We start from the raw sequence: 18,795 nt of genomic DNA on the forward strand, positions 1-18,795 counted from the left end.
GCACCTGATTCGTACTCCCTGGACCCGTGCATGCCCTTTTGTATTTCCCGTCGTTGGCCCCTGCGCCAACTGATAGCTGCCTCCAGCCTCATTTTGCTTGTTGCCTGCGCGGAAAAACCCACCGCAGCCGACGCCAAGCCGCTTCAGACCCTTCCCGTCGCGACAGCCCCTGCGGTCATTCCGCCCGTGGTTCCGACCGGTGAAAACCTCGACATCCAGCCAACCCAGACCTTCGCCGAATGGCAGGCGGGTTTCCGCAAGGATGCGCTGGCCGCCGGCATCCGCGCCGACCTGTTCGATCGCGCCTTCGCCAATGTCAGCCTGGACACCAGCGTGATCCGTGCCGACCGCAGCCAGCCCGAATTCTCCCGCCCGGTCTGGGAATACCTCGACGGCGCCCTTTCGCCGCTGCGGGTACGCAATGGTCAGGCGCTGGTCGGCCAGTACGCCGACATCCTGCAAAGCATCGAACAGCGCTACGGCGTCGACCGTCAGGCACTGGTCTCGGTGTGGGGCATGGAAAGTAACTTCGGGCAGTTCCAGGGCAACAAGTCGGTGATCAATTCCCTGGCGACCCTGGCCTATGAAGGCCGGCGTCCCGGATTTGCCCACGCACAACTGATCGCCGCCCTGCAGATCCTGCAACAAGGCGATATCGATCCTGAGAAAATGCTCGGTTCGTGGGCTGGCGCCATGGGCCAGACCCAATTCATCCCGACCACCTACAACACCCACGCCGTGGACTTCGATGGCGATGGTCGCCGCGACATCTGGGGCAGCCCCGCCGACGCGTTGGCCTCGACTGCGCACTACCTGCAAAGCTCCGGCTGGCAGAAAGGCCAGCCGTGGGGCTTCGAAGTGCAACTGGCGAGTGGCTTCAACTACGTCCTGGCCGATGGCACGACTCGCAAGAGCGTCGCTGAATGGCTGCAACTGGGCGTCACCCTGCCCAATGGCGGTCAGGTTCCAGCAGGTTCCGAGCACCTGTCAGCCGCCCTGCTGCTGCCGGCCGGTTACCGTGGCCCGGCGTTCCTGGTCCTCGACAACTTCCGCGCGATCCTCAAGTACAACAACTCGTCGTCCTACGCATTGGCCGTGAGTCTGTTGTCCGAGCGTTTCAATGGTGCGGGTCTGATCAACGGCACATGGCCGAAAGATGATTTGCCGCTGAGCCGTACCGAGCGGATTGAACTGCAAAGCTTGCTGGGCGCGCAGAATTATGACGTGGGCAACGCCGATGGCATTATCGGCGCCAACACCCGCAAGGCGATCCGCAGCGCCCAGCAGTCCTTTGGGTGGCCGGCGGATGGGTATCCGACGCAAAAGTTGCTGGAAGGCTTGCGTAACCGCTAAAAAGCTTCGCGGGCAAGCCTCGCTCCTACAAGTTTGGCGTCGTTCACCCATTTTGTGAACACCACTGAACCTGTAGGAGCAAGGCTTGCCCGCGAAGACTGAATGTCAGAAGACCAATATCTAACGTTTAACCACCACATCCTGCTCCAACACCAATTCCTTGTTTCCCGCATCCAGCCTCACCAGCGCGCCCATCGGCAACGTCAGGTTCGGATCGCAATGCCCGCTGCGCCACCCTGCCAATACCGGTATCCGCAAAGGCGCAAAGGTCTGCTTGAGCAAGCGCTCCAACGCAACCGTATCAACCCCCGCCACATCCCCCACCAGAACCCCGCGCAGTTTGTTTAACGTGCCCGCCAGGCGCAGATGGGTCAGCAGCCGGTCGATTCGATACAACGGCTCGTTGATGTCCTCGATGAACAGAATGACGCCCTCGGCATCCATTTCGTAAGGCGTACCTATGGTCGCAGCGATCATCGACAAATTACCCCCAAGCAAACGCCCGTGAGCGATGCCAGGCCCAATCGTGGTCAGCGGGTAGGCTACCGGGTGCGTCAGCACGCTGCCGGCCTTCACCTGTCCTCTCAGCATATTGAAGAACGAAGACTCGGTAGGTTTTTGCTTGTCACCCAGCAGGTCGGCGTTGAGCATCGGGCCATGAAAGGTCACGAAACCCGCATAACGGCTGATCGCCAAGTGCAGCGCGGTGACGTCACTGTAGCCGATGAACGGCTTGGCATTGTTGCGCAGCAATTCGAAATCAATACGGTCAAGCAATCGCGGCGTACCGTAACCACCGCGCAGACAGATGATTGCGTCGACCTCACTGTCAGCGAACGCCCCGTGCAGATCATTGAGCCGTACATCATCACTGCCGGCCAGATAGTCATCTTTCTCGTACACGCCGGGGAAAACCCGCAGCGAATATCCGTGAGCGCGCATCCAGTCGATCGCTTTATCGGTGTCCAGCGGTGCGGGACCGGCAGGCGCGATGACGCCAATCAGCCCTTGCGACGGCAAGGCCGGAACGGGTGTGTGAGGGCAAAGCGTGTGGGTCGGTCGAACGGTCATCCATGAATCTCCCTGCGTGAAAGCATCAAGCACACAGTAGTCAGGAACGGGGACAAACAGAAGAGGGTCAGTCGCCCCGCAGGTTGCAGGAAAAGACTGTAGCGGCCGTAGGCACGGCCAACAAAAACGCCCGCAAGGCTGAAAAGCCTTGCGGGCGCTTTGTTATAAGGACGACATCAATTCAGCTTTAACCAGCTTCGCCTGCTCGTCGGCGTGGTACGAGGAACGTACCAGCGGGCCGGAAGCGACGTTCTTGAAGCCCATCTTGTAACCTTCCTCGGCGAACCAAGCGAAGATGTCCGGATGCACAAAACGCTGCACCGGCAAGTGGCTACGGGACGGTTGCAGGTACTGGCCCAGAGTCAACATGTCGATGTCGTGTTCGCGCATGCGCTTCATGACTTCGATGACTTCTTCGTCGGTCTCGCCCAAGCCCAGCATCAGGCCGGACTTGGTCGGAATGTGCGGCATCATCTGCTTAAAGCGCTGCAGCAGGGTCAGCGACCACTGGTAATCCGAACCCGGACGCGCAGCCTTGTACAGGCGTGGCACGGTTTCCAGGTTGTGGTTGAACACATCCGGCGGCTCGGCAGCGGTGATTTCCAGCGCTACGTCCATACGGCCGCGGTAGTCCGGGACCAGGGTTTCGAGCTGTACGTTCGGCGACAGTTTGCGGATCTCGCGGATGCAGTCGGCAAAGTGCTGGGCACCGCCGTCACGCAGGTCGTCGCGGTCTACCGAGGTGATCACCACGTACTTGAGTTTCAGGTCAGCAATGGCAATGGCCAGGCTTTCCGGCTCGTTAACGTCCAGTGGCTTCGGACGACCGTGACCCACATCGCAGAACGGGCAGCGACGGGTGCAGATGTCACCCATGATCATGAAGGTCGCGGTGCCACCGGAGAAGCATTCGCCCAGGTTAGGGCAGGACGCCTCTTCGCACACACTGTGCAGCTTGTGTTTGCGCAGCAGGGCCTTGATGCGGTCGACTTCCGGGGAAACCGGGATGCGCACGCGGATCCAGTCAGGTTTCTTCGGCAGTTCGGTGGTCGGAATGATCTTAACCGGGATACGTGCAACCTTCTCGGCGCCGCGCAGCTTGACGCCGGCTTCAACCTTGGCACGCGGGGCCGGACGTTCGGTGACATCGAGCGTCGGGATCATGGTTTGCACTGCATCAGTAGTCATATCAGTCGATTCCGCCCGTTAGGGTCGTCTGCTCAGCATAGTCGAGGTGTTTGACGAGCTGCGCGCGCAGCCGGGCACTTACCTCGGCAAATTCAATCGATCCTGCGTGATCGCGCAACTGGGTCATCGCCAGCCCGGCGTAGCCGCAGGGATTAATCCGTCGAAACGGTTCCAGGTCCATGTCCACGTTCAGGGCCAGGCCATGAAAGGAGCAACCATGGCGGATCCGCAGACCGAGAGAAGCGATTTTCGCCCCATTGACGTAGACACCCGGAGCATCCGGCTTGGCCACGGCAGTGACGCCGTAGCTGGCCAGCAACTCAATCAGGCATTGTTCCATGCGGTTGACCAGGTCACGCACGCCAAAACCCAGCTTGCGAACGTCGAGCAACAGGTAGACCACCAATTGACCGGGACCGTGATAAGTCACCTGACCACCGCGATCCACCTTCACCACCGGAATATCCCCCGGCAGCAACACGTGCTCGGCCTTACCGGCCTGCCCCTGAGTGAACACCGGTGGGTGCTCGACCAGCCAGATCTCGTCGGCGGCATCGCTGCCGCGTTCGTTGGTGAAGCGTTGCATGGCATGCCAGACCGGCTCGTAAGCCAGCTGGCCGAGCTCACGAAAGCCCAGCGTGCCAGACATCACAGCACCATGTGCACGAAACCGGTGGCCCGCAACTCACTGTTGATGTCGTACAGCTGATCTTGACCGGTGGCGATGATGTGCAACTGGATGGTGGTGTACTTGCCGTTACTGCTTTGGCGTTCGTCCACTTTCTCATCGTTGATCGTCGCGTGTTTCTTGACGATATCGATGACCTTTTGCTTGATGTCGACAATGGTGTCGCCGATCACTTTGATCGGGTAATCATTGGCAGGGAATTCGATCTTTGGCGCCTTTACTTCGGTGTCTGTCATGGCGTAACGGCCTCGTAAGCCGTGGCAACGGACATGGCCCCGTTCCGGATTGGAACAGGGCCATGCAAGTCCACACTAATTCAGTTGAACAAGCCGTAGAAGAATAGACGGATGCTATCCCACATGCGGCGGAAGATACCACCCTCGTCAACCGCGTCCAGAGCGATCAGATCAGCGCTGTGCACGACCTTGTCGTCCAGTTTCACTTCGACTTTACCGATCACGTCGCCCTTGGCGATTGGCGCAATCAGTTGCGGGTTCATGGTCATGCTGGCGGCGAGCTTTTTCAGCTGGCCTTTCGGCAGGGTCATGGTCAGGTCTTGGGCCAGGCCTGCCTTGACTTGATTGGTGGTGCCTTTCCAGACAGGAGCCTGAGCCAGCTCGGCGCCTTTCTGATAGAAGGTCTGGGTTTCGAAGAAACGGAAACCGTAAGTCAGCAGCTTCTGGGTTTCAGACGCACGAGCCACTTCGCTGTTGGTGCCGAACACCACGGCGATCAGGCGCATGCCGTCACGCACGGCCGAAGACACCATGCAGTAGCCGGCTTCGTCGGTGTGACCGGTTTTCAGACCGTCGACAGTCTTGTCGCGCCACAGCAGCAGGTTACGGTTAGGCTGCTTGATGCCGTTCCAGAAGAACTCTTTCTGCGAGTAGATCGCATAGTGAGCCGGGTCTTCGTGGATGATCGCGCGAGCCAGCACGGCCATGTCGTGAGCCGACGAGTAGTGCTCAGGGTTCGGCAGGCCGGTCGGGTTCATGAAGTGGCTATTGGTCATGCCCAGGTCGGCCACGGTTTTGTTCATCATGTCAGCGAAGGCGTCTTCGCTGCCGGCGATGTGCTCGGAGAGCGCAACACTGGCGTCGTTACCCGACTGAATGATGATGCCGTGCAGCAGGTCGCTGACAGTCACCTGCGAGCCGACTTTAATGAACATCCGCGAACCGCCGGTACGCCAGGCGTTTTCGCTGACGGTCACCGGATCGTTTTCCCCGATCTGGCCACGACGGATTTCCAGGGTCGCGATGTACGCGGTCATCAGCTTGGTCAGGCTGGCCGGCGGCAGACGCTGGTCACCGTTGTTCTCTACCAGCACGTTGCCGCTGCTGGCATCCATGAGTACGTAGGCTTTGGCGGCCAGTTGCGGTGGCGACGGCATCATCTCGACCGCGAAAGCGGCAGGCGAGAGGAGCAGCGGGACTAGCAGGCACAGGCGTTTGGCAAAGGTGGTGATGTTCATCCGTCTCTCGAAATCGCTAATGGAAACTGCCTAAAGGCAAAACTAATCAGATGACCTTCTAACGAGTCATCGCGTGTTCAGTTGCTCACTCTTTAACCCTTGCCGGGCTTTTGTTTTTCAACGAGCCAACAACCCGGTTCGCCCCCCAGACCGCAAGCGAACCGTCAATCAAGTACTACGTATTACTCGGCAGTGACCAGGCTCGGCGAACCGAGATTGGCCATTCGTACGCTGTTCTGCACTTGCTGGATTTCACCCGGCGAACCGATTGGCCCCAGGCGCACCCGATGCAGCGTCTGTTGATTGCGCACGATCGAGCTGATGAACACCGGAGCGCTCACCATCCCACTGAGCTTCGATCTCAGGAGTTCTGCAGCGTCCGGGTTGGCGAACGCGCCCACCTGCAGATACTGGCCAGAGGCTGGTACAGAAGCGTTTTTTTTTGCATCGATCGGCACGGGCACAACGGCCGCGGCGTGCTGCTGCGGCGGTGGTGTCCATTGTTCGACGGTGCCGGCCGAAGCCGTAATCGTCGGGGCGCTATTTTGCGAGATTTGCGGCTCGTTAAGCATCAAAGGCGCCGGACGGCCTTTGGCTGCCCACCATTGCTGCGGGTCAATGCCTTCGACCTTGACTCGCGCGGTACCGGTTTCGGCATAACCGAGCTTCTTGGCGGCCGCGTAGGACAAGTCAATGATTCGGTCCGAGTAGAACGGCCCGCGGTCGTTGACACGCAAGATCACGCTCTTGTTGTTGTCCAGGTTGGTCACCCGAACGTAACTTGGCAGCGGCAAGGTCTTGTGAGCGGCACTCATGCCGTACAGGTCGTACACCTCGCCATTGGCGGTGTTCTGACCGTGGAACTTGGTGCCATACCAGGAAGCCGTGCCGGAGGCGACGTAGGACTTGGATTCCTGCTGCGGGAAGTAAGTCTTGCCCAGCACGGTGTACGGATTGGCTTTATAAGGACCGCTGTGCAGGGTCGGCGTGGCATCCGGGATGCGCGAGACGTCGACATCCCACCATGGCGCGCCATCCTTGTGGGCGCGGTTGATGTCCAGGCCTGGCGTTGCGCGCACGGCGGTGGGAGAAGACTTTTGGGTCGGCGCACGGCTGGTCGAGCAACTGGCTACCAACACCGCCAACGCGGCGAATGCCATCAGCTTCAGGGGTTTATTCATAGGCAATGCCCGCATTACTTGACGCCCCGTGCTTGGACCAGCTGTTCAGACAGTTGATGCACGGCCATGGCGTACATCACGCTGCGGTTATAACGCGTTATTGCGTAAAAATTCGTCAGGCCCATCCAGTATTCGGGGCCATTGTCACCTTCCAGGCGGAAAGCCGTGACCGGCATATCATCGCGCAGCGCATCATGACTTGACCACCCTAGCGCCCGCAACTCCCCGACGGTTTTAGTGGGTTCGATGCCGGTGGTCAAACCTTTGTCCACCTGATCGCCTCGAACATCGGCGCGGCTGACCACCGGTTCGCCAGCGACCCAGCCGTGACGCTTGAAATAACTGGCGACGCTGCCAATGGCATCGTCCGGGTTGGTCCAGATATTGATGTGGCCATCACCGTCGAAGTCCACCGCATAGGCGCGAAAACTGCTCGGCATGAACTGCGGCAAGCCCATTGCGCCGGCGTAAGAGCCTTTAAGGGTCAGCGGATCGACCTGCTCTTCCCGGGCCAGCAACAGGAACTCACGCAATTCCTTGCGGAAGAATTCGGCACGGGGAGGATAGTCGAAACCCAGGGTCGACAAGGCATCGACCACCCGGAAATTACCGGTATTTCGGCCGAAAAAGGTCTCAACACCAATGATCGAAACAATAACCTGCGCCGGCACGCCGTATTCCTGCTCGGCACGAGCCAATACCGCCTCGTGCTGACGCCAGAAGTCGACACCACGGGCGATGCGCGCGTCGGTGATGAACATCGGGCGATATTCGTTCCACTGCTTGACCCGCTCGGCAGGTTTCGAGATAGCGTCCAGAATCGACTGCTTGCGCTCTGCTTCGCGGAACACGCCCATCAGTTGTTCACCGGCAAAACCGTAGTCGCGGGTCATTTCACCGACGAATTCGGCCACCTGGGGTGAGCCTTCGTAATCGCCGGCCAACGCATCCTGCGCCGTGCCAAGGATGCTTACCAGGCCGACCCATGGCGCATATCGAGTCGCCCAGCCACGCATTACTTGCATTGAAATCTTCACCTTATTCAAACCTGAGCGATCCACTTACGATGGGTATGGATCGACATCAAAACCCCAAACGCTGACAGCAGCGTCACCAGCGAAGTTCCTCCGTAGCTAATGAACGGCAACGGCACCCCCACAACCGGCAACAGGCCACTGACCATACCGATGTTGACGAAAACGTAAACAAAAAACGTCATGGTCAGGCTGCCCGCGAGCAATTTGCCGAACAATGTCTGGGCCTGGGCAGTAATCACCAGTCCCCGACCGATCAACAACAGGTAAATCAGTAGCAACGCGCAGATACCCACCAAGCCGAATTCTTCGCCCAAGACCGCAATAATGAAGTCGGTGTGGCTTTCCGGCAGGAAGTCCAGGTGCGACTGAGTACCGAGCAGCCAGCCCTTGCCGAACACGCCGCCGGAACCGATGGCGGCTTTCGATTGAATGATGTTCCAGCCGGTGCCCAGCGGATCGCTCTCCGGGTCGAGGAAGGTCAGGACTCGCTGCTTCTGGTACTCGTGCATGACGAAGTACCACATGGCCACTGCCACCGGCACAGCCGCGGCGAGCACGCTGAGGATCCAGCGCCAGCGCAGGCCGCCCATGAACAACACGAATGCGCCACCGGCGAGGATCAGCAACGAAGTGCCGAGGTCGGGCTGGCGCACGATCAGGATGAACGGCAACCCGATCAGAAATAGACTGACGCCCACATGCTTGAGCTGCGGCGGCAAGGTGCGCTTGGACAAGTACCAGGCGATGGTCGCGGGCATCAGGATCTTCATGAATTCCGAGGGCTGGAAGCGGATCACCCCGGGAATGTTGATCCAGCGTGTGGCACCCATGGCGTTATGGCCCATGACGTCCACCACCACCAGCAACAGCACACCAAGCACATAACCGACGGGCACCCAACGGGCCATGAAGCGTGGCTCGAACTGAGCAATGACGATCATCGACACCAGGCCGATACCGAACGAAGTGGCTTGCTTGGCGAGCAGATCCCAGCTCTTGCCGCTGGCCGAATACAGCACGAACAGGCTGCCGGCAGCGAGGGTCAGCAGAAGGATCAACAACGGGCCGTCGATGTGCATGCGTTGCAACAGCGTCGCACGGCGACGCATCACATCCTCGCTGGAGAGGATGCGATCGAAATTACTCTTCACGGGCCGTAGCCTCCGCACTGATAGGGCTGGCGTATTCGGCCTTCAACCGACCGTCCTGGTCCAGAAGCCAGGCGTCCATGATCTGACGCACCACCGGCGCGGCGACGCCGGAGCCGGACTCACCGTTCTCGACCATCACCGACACCACGATTTGCGGGCTATCGGCCGGCGCGAAGCCGACGAACAAGGCGTGGTCGCGATGGCGTTCCTGAACCTTGGAGCGGTCGTACTTCTCGCCCTGCTTGATCGCGACCACCTGGGCCGTACCACTTTTACCCGCGATGCGGTATTGCGAACCGATCGCTGCTTTGCGTGCCGTACCACGCGCACCGTGCATGACCTGCTGCATCCCGTGATTGACCTTGGTCCAGTCGGAGGGGTCACGCAGGACGATGTTCGGCATCGGATTTTCGTCCTTCGGCTTCTCGCCTTCGACGGTCTTGGCCAGGTGCGGACGGATCCAGACACCTTTGTTGGCGACCAGCGCGGTGGCCTGGGCCAGCTGCAACGGCGTGGACTGCATGTAGCCCTGCCCAATCCCAAGAATCAGTGTTTCTCCCGGGTACCAGGCCTGACGTCGGGTTGCACGCTTCCATTCCCGTGTCGGCATCAGCCCCGGTGACTCTTCGAACATGTCCAGCGAGACCTTCTGGCCGATGCCGAACTTGCCCATGTAAGCCGACAACCGATCGATCCCCAGCTTGTGGGCCAGGTCGTAGAAGTAGGTGTCGTTGGAACGCATGATCGCCGTGTCCAGATCGACGTAGCCGTCGCCGGTACGGTTCCAGTTACGGTATTTGTGGTCGTAATTGGGCAACTGGTAATAGCCGGGATCGTAGACCCGACTCGACGCAGTCACGACACCAGCATCCAGCCCGGCAATCGCCACCGCCGGCTTGATGGTCGAGCCCGGCGGGTAGAGGCCGCGCAGCACGCGGTTGAACAGTGGCCGGTCGATGGAATCGCGCAGCTCAGCATAGGCTTTGAAGCCGATGCCGGTGACGAACAGGTTCGGGTCGAAACTCGGCTGACTGACCATCGCCAGGACTTCGCCGGTTTTCGGGTCCAGCGCCACCACCGCGCCACGACGACCGCCGAGTGCAGCTTCGGCCGCTTCCTGCAATTTGATGTCCAGGCTCAAGACGATGTCCTTGCCGGGAATCGGATCGGTACGCTTGAGCACACGTAATACGCGGCCCCGAGCGTTGGTCTCGACTTCTTCGTAACCCACCTGACCGTGCAGCTCGGGCTCATAAAAGCGCTCGATACCGGTCTTGCCGATGTGGTGGGTGCCGCTGTAATTGACCGGATCGAGCGACTTCAACTCTTTTTCGTTGATCCGCCCCATGTAACCCACCGAGTGCGCAAAATGCGCGCCCTGCGGATAGTGACGCACCAGCTGCGCGACCACTTCCACACCCGGCAGACGGAACTGATTCACCGCGATGCGGGCGATCTGCTCTTCGGTCAGCTCGAACAGGATCGGCACCGGCTCGAACGGCCGGCGCCCCTGGCGCATGCGCTTCTCGAAGATCACCCGATCCTCGGGCGTCAGCTCCAGCACTTCGACGATCACGTCGAGCACTTGCTGCCAGTCGCCCGAGCGCTCGCGGGTCATGCTCAGGCTGAAGCTGGGCCGGTTATCGGCCACCACCACACCATTGCGATCGAAGATCAACCCGCGAGTGGGCGGAATCGGCTGCACATGGACACGGTTGTTTTCCGACAGGGTCGAGTGGTACTCGTACTGAATCACCTGGAGGAAATACAGCCGCGCGATCAGCACACAGATCAGCGACACCACCGCAATTGCCCCGAACACGACGCGGCCACGCACCAGACGGGCGTCTTTTTCGTGGTCCTTGATGCGGATCGGCTGGGGCATGAGGGCAGAACTACTTGTGGTAAGGGTGGCCGGACAGGACTGTCCAGGCACGATACAGCTGTTCGCCGATCAGAATTCGCACCAGCGGGTGCGGCAACGTCAATGGCGAGAGCGACCAGCGCTGATCGGCCCGGGCACAGACTTCCGGCGCCAGCCCTTCGGGGCCGCCGACCATGAAGTTCACCGTGCGCGAGTCCAGCCGCCAGCGATCGAGCTCGACCGCCAGTTGCTCGGTGCTCCAGGGCTTGCCGTGGACTTCGAGGGTCACAACGCGCTCGTTCGGCCCGACCTTGGCCAGCATGGCTTCGCCTTCCTGACGGATGAAGCGTGCCACGTCGGCGTTCTTGCCACGGGTGTTGAGCGGTATTTCCACCAGTTCCAGCGCCAGCTCGGACGGAAGACGCTTGGCATATTCATGCCAGCCTTCTTCCACCCACTTGGGCATGCGTGAACCGACGGCGATCAGTCGCAGTCGCACAGCGGTCCCTTATTGCTGGTCTTTGTTGAGCTTGACGAAGTGCTCATGGGTGTTTTCCGGGCTGTGGTGAGCCGCGTTCAGAGCACGGCTCTGTTCTGCACCGGACCACAGACGCTCCAGGTCGTAAAACTGACGAGCCGAGGCGGTCATCATGTGCACGATGACGTCATCCATATCCAGCAGCACCCAGTCGCTGTCGCCCTTGCCTTCTTCACCCAGCGGCTTGACGCCCAGGGCTTTGACCGCTTCGCGGACCTTATCCAGCATCGCGCCGATCTGGCGGTTGGAGGTACCGGTGGCGATGATCATGAAGTCAGTGATGCTCTGCTTTTCACGAACGTCGATGACCTGGATGTCCTGGCCTTTCACGTCTTCCAGGGCTGCTACGGCAACCTTGACCAGCTCATCACCCTTCAGGGGCTCGGTGCTGAGAACCGGCTCAGGCAGCGGGGCGCTCTTGAACGTGCCTTTGCGCTTTACTTTAGTTACGTCTTTGTTCGTCATATAAAACTCGTTTTGCTCGTATGTTCGGGCGCTTCGTTACACGTGATCACGTGCCTTGAAGCGCGCCCTTTTCAGTTCGACGCACGGTAAAGTCCGTGCGCATCGATGTAGGCCAGGACCGCGTCGGGCACCAGGAAACGTACCGACTTACCGCTGGCCAGCAGTTGACGGATCTGGGTGGCGGATACCGCGAGCGGTGTCTGCCAGACGAATGCAATCTGTCCGCTCGGCCCCTTGAGGGCCAGCGGGTCGCTTACCGAGCGCGCTGCCAGCAGATTGCGCAAGGCATCCGGCGGTTCGCTGTCGGCATCCGGGCGTTGCAGCACCAGGATGTGGCAATGCTGGAGCAACTCTTCCCAGCGGTGCCAAGTGGGCAGGCCGCAAAATGCGTCCCAGCCCAAAAGTAGAAACACCTGGTCTTCAGCGGCCAATTCAGCGCGCATCAGCTCCAGGGTGTCGATAGTGTAGGACGGTTTGTCCCGCTGCAATTCGCGGGCGTCCACCACCAACGGTGCCACGCCGGCCACCGCGCACTCGACCATCGCCAGACGATCTTTTGCCGACACCTGCGGCGTACCGCGATGCGGTGGTCTGGCACTGGGTGTCAGACGCAACTCGTCGAGCGCCAGCGTTTCGGCGACTTCCAGCGCACCGCGCAAATGGCCGATGTGCACTGGGTCGAAGGTCCCGCCCAACACGCCAATGCGTCGAGGCGCAGGCTCGCTGGCGGTTTCCGGGGCTGACGCTTTGAGGTCGCCCAAGTCAGACCGACGCCTGGCCGCGCAACTGGCCATCTCCGACCACGATGTACTTCTCGCAGGTCAGCCCTTCGAGGCCCACCGGGCCGCGGGCGTGCAGCTTATCAGTAGAAATGCCAATCTCGGCACCCAATCCGTATTCGAAACCATCGGCGAAGCACGTCGGGGTGTTGATCATCACTGACGAGGAATCGACTTCCGCGACAAAACGCCGGGTGTCTGCAAGGTTTTCGCTGACGATCGAATCGGTGTGGTGGGAGCCGTACGTATTAATGTGCTCGATGGCTTGGTCCAGCCCGTCGACCACGCGGATCGACAGAATCGGTGCCAAGTATTCGGTGTTCCAGTCTTCTTCTGTGGCCGTAACAGCATCGATGATCGCCCGCGTGCGCTCGCAACCGCGCAGTTCGACGCCTTTTTCGCGGAACTGTGCAGCCATCGACGGCAGGAGATCCTTGGCGACCGCCTGGTCCACCAGCAGGGTTTCCATGGCGCCGCAAATACCATAGCGGTAGGTCTTGGCATTGAACGCGATGCGCTGGGCTTTCGGCAGGTCGGCGTGGGCACTCACGTATACGTGACAGATGCCGTCCAGGTGTTTGATCACCGGTACGCGTGCATCGCGACTGACCCGTTCGATCAGGCCACGGCCGCCACGGGGCACGATGACGTCGATGTATTCAGGCATGGTGATCAGCGCACCAACGGCGGCACGATCGGTCGTTTCGACCACTTGCACCACGGCGGCGGGCAAATCGGCCTCGGCCAGACCGCGCTGGATGCAGGCAGCGATGGCACGATTGGAATGAATCGCCTCGGAGCCGCCACGCAGGATGGTCGCGTTGCCGGACTTCAGGCACAGACTGGCGGCATCGATGGTCACGTTCGGCCGAGATTCGTAGATGATTCCGATCACGCCCAACGGCACGCGCATCTTGCCGACCTGAATGCCCGAAGGCCGATAGCTCATGTCGCGGATCGCACCGACCGGGTCCGGCAGAGCCGCCACCTGACGCAGACCCACGATCATGCCGTCGATGCGTTCCGGGGTCAGCGCCAGGCGCTCAAGCAATACGGGTTCAAGGCCATTGGCACGGCCAGCAGCCAAATCCAGCTCATTGGCAGCCGTCAGCTCGGCGCGTGCAGCGTCCAACGCATTGGCAGCAGCCTGCAAGGCGCGGTTTTTCTGCGCGGTGCTGGCACGGCCGATGACGCGAGAAGCTTCGCGGGCAGCGCGACCCAAACGGGTCATGTAGTCAAGAACGGACTCAGTCATTGTCTGTGGTGGTCTTTGCTAAGGTCTTGGTAAAGAGTAAAGAGTAAAGCGGCAGATTATAGCTGGCGCGTCCCCCGACTAACAGCGGTGACGGGCGGATGGTCGAAATGGAGGGCAATTTGCCGACGTTCAGCCGTGATTAAGCTGCAAATTGTTATCATCACGACTCGATCAGCCCTGATTAACGCCGTTCATCATGTCCAACCTGACTGTTAGCACGTCCGCTACGAGCCTGCCCAAGGGGCTCGCGGATGCTTTTTTCGACAGAGATGCCCAAACGCTGGCCCGTGATTTACTCGGCAAAGTCATCCGTCACCGGGTCGATGATCTGTGGCTCAGCGCACGGATTATCGAGACTGAGGCCTATTACTTCGAAGAAAAAGGCAGCCACGCCTCTCTCGGCTATACAGAAAAACGTAAGGCTTTGTTTCTGGATGGCGGCCATATCTATATGTACTACGCCCGGGGCGGCGACTCCCTGAACTTCAGCGCCAAAGGCCCCGGCAATGCGGTGCTGATCAAATCCGGCTATCCATGGGTTGATGAGCTGAGCGGGCCGGCGAGCCTGGCGCAGATGCTGATGAACAATCCCGATGCTCAGGGCCGCCCTCGCCCATCGCAAAAACTTTGCGCGGGACAGACTTTGCTCTGCAAGGCGCTGGGCCTGAAGGTACCGGTCTGGGACGCCAGGCGCTTCGACCATGAAGTGCTGCTGGTGGAAGATGTCGGCCCGGCGCCTGGTCACATCATACAAACCACGCGCCTGGGCATTCCCCACGGACGCGATGAGCATTTGATGTACCGTTTCGTCGATTCGGCTTACGCGCCGTATTGCACGCGGAACCCGCTGCGACGGGGGCAGGTCGAAGGTCGCGATTATTTTTTGCTGACCTGAGCAATGAAAATCCCCCTGGTGGGAGCGAGCCTGTTCGCTCCCACCAGGGTTCTGTTGTGTTTTACAGATTGCGCTCGTCCCATGGGACTAATGAACATCAGATGGAGTTGTTTTTATGGGCCCATGGCTCGATAGCGTGACCGGTTGGTTGACGGTCAACCCGCAATGGCTGGCCGTGGCGGTGTTCATAGTGGCCTGCGTGGAATGCCTGGCGATTGCCGGGCTGATCGTGCCCGGTACGATTCTGCTGTTTGCCGTGGCGGTACTGGCCGGCAGCGGTGCGCTTTCGCTGGGCGAAACGCTATTACTGGGCTTCCTCGGTGGCGTGCTGGGCGACATCATTTCGTACTTCCTCGGGCGACATTTCCATCAAAACATCCGGCGCCTGCCAGGGTTGCGCCATCATCCGGAATGGATCGCCGGGGCCGAAACCTATTTCCAGCGTTACGGCATCGCCAGCCTGTTGGTCGGGCGTTTCATCGGCCCGCTGCGGCCGATGTTGCCGATGGTCGCCGGAATGTTCGACATGCCCTTCCCGCGCTTCGCTGGCGTCAGCCTGCTGGCTGCCGCGGGTTGGAGCGTCGCGTATCTGCTGCCCGGCTGGGCCACGGGGGCGGCGATTCGCTTGCCGTTGCCAGAGGGTTTCTGGCCTGAGGCCGGGATCGTCGCGGGCAGCATTGCGCTGATGGTGGGGCTGAGTGCAACGAGCAGTCTGCGCCGGCATCGTAAGGCCACGATGTTTATCGCAGGAATGAGCTTTCTGATTCTGGCGGGACTGTTTATCGGCTATCCGCACCTGACCGCTCTCGATCAGGGCGTGATGACCCTGGTGCAGGAACACCGCAGCCCGTTGCTCGATGAGGTGGCGGTGACGTTCACGCTGATCGGCGAGTTCCGCAACATGCTGATCTTCAGCGCCCTGTTGACCGCCTTATTGTTGCTCACCCGACAATGGCGACAAGCCGTCTTCGCCGGTAGCACCCTGCTTTGCACCGCGCTGGGCAACACTGTCACCAAACATTTTTTCGCCCGCGTGCGCCCGGAAGTGCTGAGTGATCCTTTGACCACCTACAGCATGCCCAGCGGCCACGCCTCAGGCTCCTTTGCGCTGTTTCTGACGCTAGCCGTGCTGGCCGGCCGCGGACAACCACCGCGGATGCGTCTGACCTGGCTGCTGCTGGGTTGCTTGCCGGCGCTGGCGATTGCCCTGTCGCGGGTGTACCTGGGCGCGCACTGGCCTACGGATGTGGTGGCCGGCGCCATGCTGGCGGCGTGCGTATGTGCGGCGAGCTTGTGGCTAAACCAGCGTCAGGCACCGCTCAATGCCATGCCACCGAAGGTCTGGTGGCTGGTGTTGCCGGCGCTGGTGGCGTTGTTCGGATTCTTTGCTTTGCGGCATTTACCGCTTGCGATGCTGCGGTATGCCTACTGATCAGGCAAACAACTCACCCTGCAACTCATCCAGCAACGCCTGAATCGCATCCAGTCGTTGCTGCGGATCATCGAGTTGCAGCAGGTCGATCTTGTCCACTTCGGCAAACGGCAACAGATACGCCAACTGATTGGCCAGTGACTGTTGCCCGGTCGCTTCGGTGCCCATGTTCAACGCTTCGACCATCGGGTGTTCGGCCAAGGCTTTAAGCAGCGCAACCAGGTCAGCGTCCTCATCCTGCAGCGGCTGCTCAGGTTCGTCTTCGAGCCACTCGACCTCGGCGACGGTCAGATGATTGCGCTGAGTCTCGGTGCGCAACACATGGAAACGCCGCCCGCCCTCCACCCGGATGCCCAGCAAACCATTGTCCTGCTGTTTGAAATCAGTGATCAGCGCCTCGCACCCGACCAGCGCATAGCCCGCCGGAGCAATGCCGACTTCTTCGCCGTCGAGGATGCACACCACGCCGAAGCCGCCGCCCTGTTTCATGCAGCGACTGATCATGTCGAGGTAGCGCGCCTCGAAAATCTGCAAATCGAGGATGCAGCCCGGAAACAGCACCGTATTCAGCGGAAAAAGCGGCAAGCTCATAGACATTTCCTTACACCACCATCGACACCGCCAACGGCAGGAAAACTGCCGTGGCCACGCCCATCAGACTCATCGCCAGCGCCGCGAAGGCGCCGCATTCTTCACTTTCCTGCATCGCCACCGCCGTGCCGACCGCGTGGGCGGTCATGCCCAGCGCCATACCGCGTGCCTCGGGGCTGTGAACACCAAGCCGTGTCAAAAGACTCGGCCCGAAGATCGCCCCGATCACCCCGGTGATCAATACGAATACAGCCGCCAGCGCCGCGACGCCACCGATCTGCTCTGCCACCAGCATGGCAATCGGCGACGTCACCGACTTCGGCGCCATGGTCATCAAGATCATGTGTTCGGCACCAAACGACCAGCCCAGCAATACGCCCATGCCGGTGGCGACGACGCCACCTATCACCAGCGTAGTAAATATCGGCCAGAACAACTGCCGAATGCGTCGCAGATTGAGGTACAGCGGCACTGCCAGCGCCACTGTCGCAGGCCCGAGCAAGATGCTGAGGATCTCGGTGCTCTTGCGGTACTCGACATAGGTCAGGCCGCAGCCCACCAGTACGCCGATCACCAGCAGCATCGAGACCAGCACCGGTTGCAGAAAGATCCAGCGGGTTTTCTCGAACGCCGCCAGCACCAGCTGATAAGCACCCAGCGTAATGCCGATGCCGAACAACGGATGATGAATCACCGACGCCCAGGCGCCGTGCCAGTCGAAGATCATTTGCCGTCCTCACGATGAGCGTGACGCTTGACCATGCGCTGCATCAGCACGCCGGCGAAGGCCAGGGACAGCAACAGTGACAACACCAGCGCGCCGACGATGGCCCAGAAATCCGCGGCAATATCTTTGGCGTAAACCATCACACCCACGGCGGGCGGCACCAGCAGCAATGGCAGGTAACGCAGCAGGCTGCTGGCCGCGAGGTTCAGCGGTTCGCCGACCTCGCCACGGCTGATCAGGAACACCAGCAGTAACAGCAGGCCGACAATCGGCCCCGGCAGCACCGGTAAAAACAAATGATTGATGGCTGTGCCCAGCAATTGGAACAGCACCAGCCAGGTCAGGCCACGTAACAACATCCGTTATCTCCCGCCAATATCATCCCGCCCAAGCGGGCCGACCATTATAAGCACGCCAACGCTATAGACCGGCATTCGCAAAAAGCATGGACAGTTGACCGGAGCCATTTGCCATGTTGATCTAAAGTAGTAATCCGGGAGGTCAAATCCCCCCACCTCAAAACTATAAAACCGATGAACCCAAGGAGATGCTCAATGCCCTATGTTCCCGTTGCAGAGCTCAAAGATTATGTCGGTAAGGAACTCGGACGTTCCGAATGGCTCACCATCGATCAGGAGCGCATCAACCTGTTCGCCGAAGCCACAGGGGATTATCAGTTCATCCACGTCGACCCGGTCAAAGCCGCGCAAACGCCATTTGGCAGCACCATTGCACACGGTTTCCTGTCGCTGTCGCTGATCCCCAAACTGATGGAAGACATCCTCATCCTCCCTGAAGGGGCGAAGATGGTGGTCAACTATGGCTTGGACAGCGTACGTTTCATCCAGCCAGTGAAGGTCAACTCCAGGGTGCGACTCAAGGTCGACATGAACGAAGTCATCGAGAAGAAACCCGGCCAATGGCTACTCAAGGCCACCGCCACGCTTGAGATCGAAGGCTCGGACAAACCGGCCTACATCGCCGAGCCACTGTCCCTCTGCTTCGTGTAAACCATCCCGGATGCGAAGCAGCTCTCGCTGTTTCGCGCCCTCTCCTGTTTTCCCGGCTATATAAGGTTATAGAGCTGCGGCATACTCGCTCGCTTA

General features: G+C 60.1%; 20 protein-coding genes. 4 read left to right on the forward strand and 16 right to left on the reverse strand.

Annotated elements, in window-relative coordinates; all coding sequences use genetic code 11:
* Positions 1 to 30 precede the first annotated feature (30 nt).
* Complete coding sequence (locus tag ACYZTU_RS25435; RefSeq protein ID WP_461966444.1) at positions 31 to 1,353, forward strand: lytic murein transglycosylase; 1,323 nt, start codon at positions 31 to 33, stop codon at positions 1,351 to 1,353.
* Positions 1,354 to 1,473: 120 nt separating this feature from the next.
* Here the strand turns inward: ACYZTU_RS25435 and ACYZTU_RS25440 are convergent, their stop codons facing one another.
* From ACYZTU_RS25440 to ACYZTU_RS25500, 13 genes are all read right to left on the reverse strand, one after another.
* Positions 1,474 to 2,424: a S66 peptidase family protein gene (locus ACYZTU_RS25440; RefSeq protein WP_461966446.1), complete on the reverse strand. Its 951-nt coding sequence runs from the start codon at positions 2,422 to 2,424 to the stop codon at positions 1,474 to 1,476.
* Positions 2,425 to 2,586: 162 nt separating this feature from the next.
* A complete protein-coding gene (lipA, locus tag ACYZTU_RS25445) occupies positions 2,587 to 3,612 on the reverse strand; it encodes a lipoyl synthase (protein ID WP_449645723.1) in 1,026 nt (341 codons plus the stop codon).
* A 1-nt stretch (position 3,613) separates the two neighbouring features.
* Positions 3,614 to 4,261: a lipoyl(octanoyl) transferase LipB gene (gene lipB, locus ACYZTU_RS25450; RefSeq protein ID WP_461966448.1), complete on the reverse strand. Its 648-nt coding sequence runs from the start codon at positions 4,259 to 4,261 to the stop codon at positions 3,614 to 3,616.
* Positions 4,261 to 4,536 (reverse strand): DUF493 domain-containing protein, encoded by a 276-nt coding sequence (locus tag ACYZTU_RS25455; protein ID WP_461966450.1) that lies wholly within the window; start codon positions 4,534 to 4,536, stop codon positions 4,261 to 4,263. The genes lipB and ACYZTU_RS25455 overlap by 1 nt, the downstream gene beginning before the upstream one ends.
* A gap of 80 nt (positions 4,537 to 4,616) precedes the next feature.
* Entirely contained in the window at positions 4,617 to 5,774 is a 1,158-nt protein-coding gene (locus ACYZTU_RS25460; RefSeq protein WP_283181799.1) for a D-alanyl-D-alanine carboxypeptidase family protein, read from the reverse strand.
* 182 nt (positions 5,775 to 5,956) lie between these two features.
* Positions 5,957 to 6,970 (reverse strand): septal ring lytic transglycosylase RlpA family protein, encoded by a 1,014-nt coding sequence (locus tag ACYZTU_RS25465; RefSeq protein WP_461966452.1) that lies wholly within the window; start codon positions 6,968 to 6,970, stop codon positions 5,957 to 5,959.
* The gene (mltB, locus tag ACYZTU_RS25470; protein ID WP_449645720.1) at positions 6,970 to 7,980 is read right to left on the reverse strand and encodes a lytic murein transglycosylase B; all 1,011 of its coding nucleotides are present in this window, start codon (positions 7,978 to 7,980) and stop codon (positions 6,970 to 6,972) included. The genes ACYZTU_RS25465 and mltB overlap by 1 nt, the downstream gene beginning before the upstream one ends.
* 17 nt (positions 7,981 to 7,997) lie before the next feature.
* Positions 7,998 to 9,101: a rod shape-determining protein RodA gene (rodA, locus tag ACYZTU_RS25475; protein ID WP_461971161.1), complete on the reverse strand. Its 1,104-nt coding sequence runs from the start codon at positions 9,099 to 9,101 to the stop codon at positions 7,998 to 8,000.
* A gap of 31 nt (positions 9,102 to 9,132) precedes the next feature.
* On the reverse strand, positions 9,133 to 11,028 hold the full coding sequence (gene mrdA, locus ACYZTU_RS25480) for a penicillin-binding protein 2 (RefSeq protein WP_461966454.1): 1,896 nt from the start codon (positions 11,026 to 11,028) through the stop codon (positions 9,133 to 9,135).
* A 10-nt stretch (positions 11,029 to 11,038) separates the two neighbouring features.
* Complete coding sequence (gene rlmH / locus ACYZTU_RS25485) at positions 11,039 to 11,506, reverse strand: 23S rRNA (pseudouridine(1915)-N(3))-methyltransferase RlmH (RefSeq protein ID WP_007937439.1); 468 nt, start codon at positions 11,504 to 11,506, stop codon at positions 11,039 to 11,041.
* A 9-nt stretch (positions 11,507 to 11,515) separates the two neighbouring features.
* Positions 11,516 to 12,010, reverse strand: coding sequence for a ribosome silencing factor (gene rsfS, locus ACYZTU_RS25490; RefSeq protein ID WP_461966456.1), 495 nt, complete (start codon positions 12,008 to 12,010; stop codon positions 11,516 to 11,518).
* A gap of 71 nt (positions 12,011 to 12,081) precedes the next feature.
* Positions 12,082 to 12,771 carry a nicotinate-nucleotide adenylyltransferase gene (nadD, locus tag ACYZTU_RS25495; protein ID WP_449645716.1) on the reverse strand — a complete coding sequence of 230 codons (690 nt, stop codon included), beginning with the start codon at positions 12,769 to 12,771 and terminating at the stop codon, positions 12,082 to 12,084.
* Between the two features lies 1 nt (position 12,772).
* On the reverse strand, positions 12,773 to 14,044 hold the full coding sequence (locus ACYZTU_RS25500) for a glutamate-5-semialdehyde dehydrogenase (RefSeq protein WP_461966458.1): 1,272 nt from the start codon (positions 14,042 to 14,044) through the stop codon (positions 12,773 to 12,775).
* A gap of 196 nt (positions 14,045 to 14,240) precedes the next feature.
* Here ACYZTU_RS25500 and ACYZTU_RS25505 point away from each other — a divergent pair, with 196 nt between their 5' ends.
* Both ACYZTU_RS25505 and ACYZTU_RS25510 read left to right on the forward strand, forming a co-directional pair.
* A complete protein-coding gene (locus tag ACYZTU_RS25505; RefSeq protein WP_461966459.1) occupies positions 14,241 to 14,939 on the forward strand; it encodes a DNA-3-methyladenine glycosylase in 699 nt (232 codons plus the stop codon).
* A 115-nt stretch (positions 14,940 to 15,054) separates the two neighbouring features.
* A complete protein-coding gene (locus ACYZTU_RS25510; protein ID WP_461966461.1) occupies positions 15,055 to 16,371 on the forward strand; it encodes a bifunctional DedA family/phosphatase PAP2 family protein in 1,317 nt (438 codons plus the stop codon).
* Here the strand turns inward: ACYZTU_RS25510 and ACYZTU_RS25515 are convergent, their stop codons facing one another.
* Genes ACYZTU_RS25515 through ACYZTU_RS25525 form a run of 3 tightly spaced genes read right to left on the reverse strand, consistent with a single transcriptional unit; the run spans position 16,372 to position 18,048 of the window.
* Positions 16,372 to 16,962, reverse strand: coding sequence for an LON peptidase substrate-binding domain-containing protein (locus tag ACYZTU_RS25515; protein WP_461966463.1), 591 nt, complete (start codon positions 16,960 to 16,962; stop codon positions 16,372 to 16,374).
* A gap of 10 nt (positions 16,963 to 16,972) precedes the next feature.
* Complete coding sequence (locus tag ACYZTU_RS25520; RefSeq protein ID WP_461966465.1) at positions 16,973 to 17,689, reverse strand: LrgB family protein; 717 nt, start codon at positions 17,687 to 17,689, stop codon at positions 16,973 to 16,975.
* A complete protein-coding gene (locus ACYZTU_RS25525; RefSeq protein WP_461966467.1) occupies positions 17,686 to 18,048 on the reverse strand; it encodes a CidA/LrgA family protein in 363 nt (120 codons plus the stop codon). Before ACYZTU_RS25525 ends, ACYZTU_RS25520 begins: the two co-directional genes overlap by 4 nt.
* Before the next feature lie 195 nt (positions 18,049 to 18,243).
* Between ACYZTU_RS25525 and ACYZTU_RS25530 the strand changes: the two genes are divergently transcribed.
* Complete coding sequence (locus ACYZTU_RS25530; protein ID WP_008009033.1) at positions 18,244 to 18,699, forward strand: MaoC family dehydratase; 456 nt, start codon at positions 18,244 to 18,246, stop codon at positions 18,697 to 18,699.
* Positions 18,700 to 18,795 lie beyond the last annotated feature (96 nt).

Source organism: Pseudomonas sp. HLT2-19-2 (genome assembly GCF_054898005.1).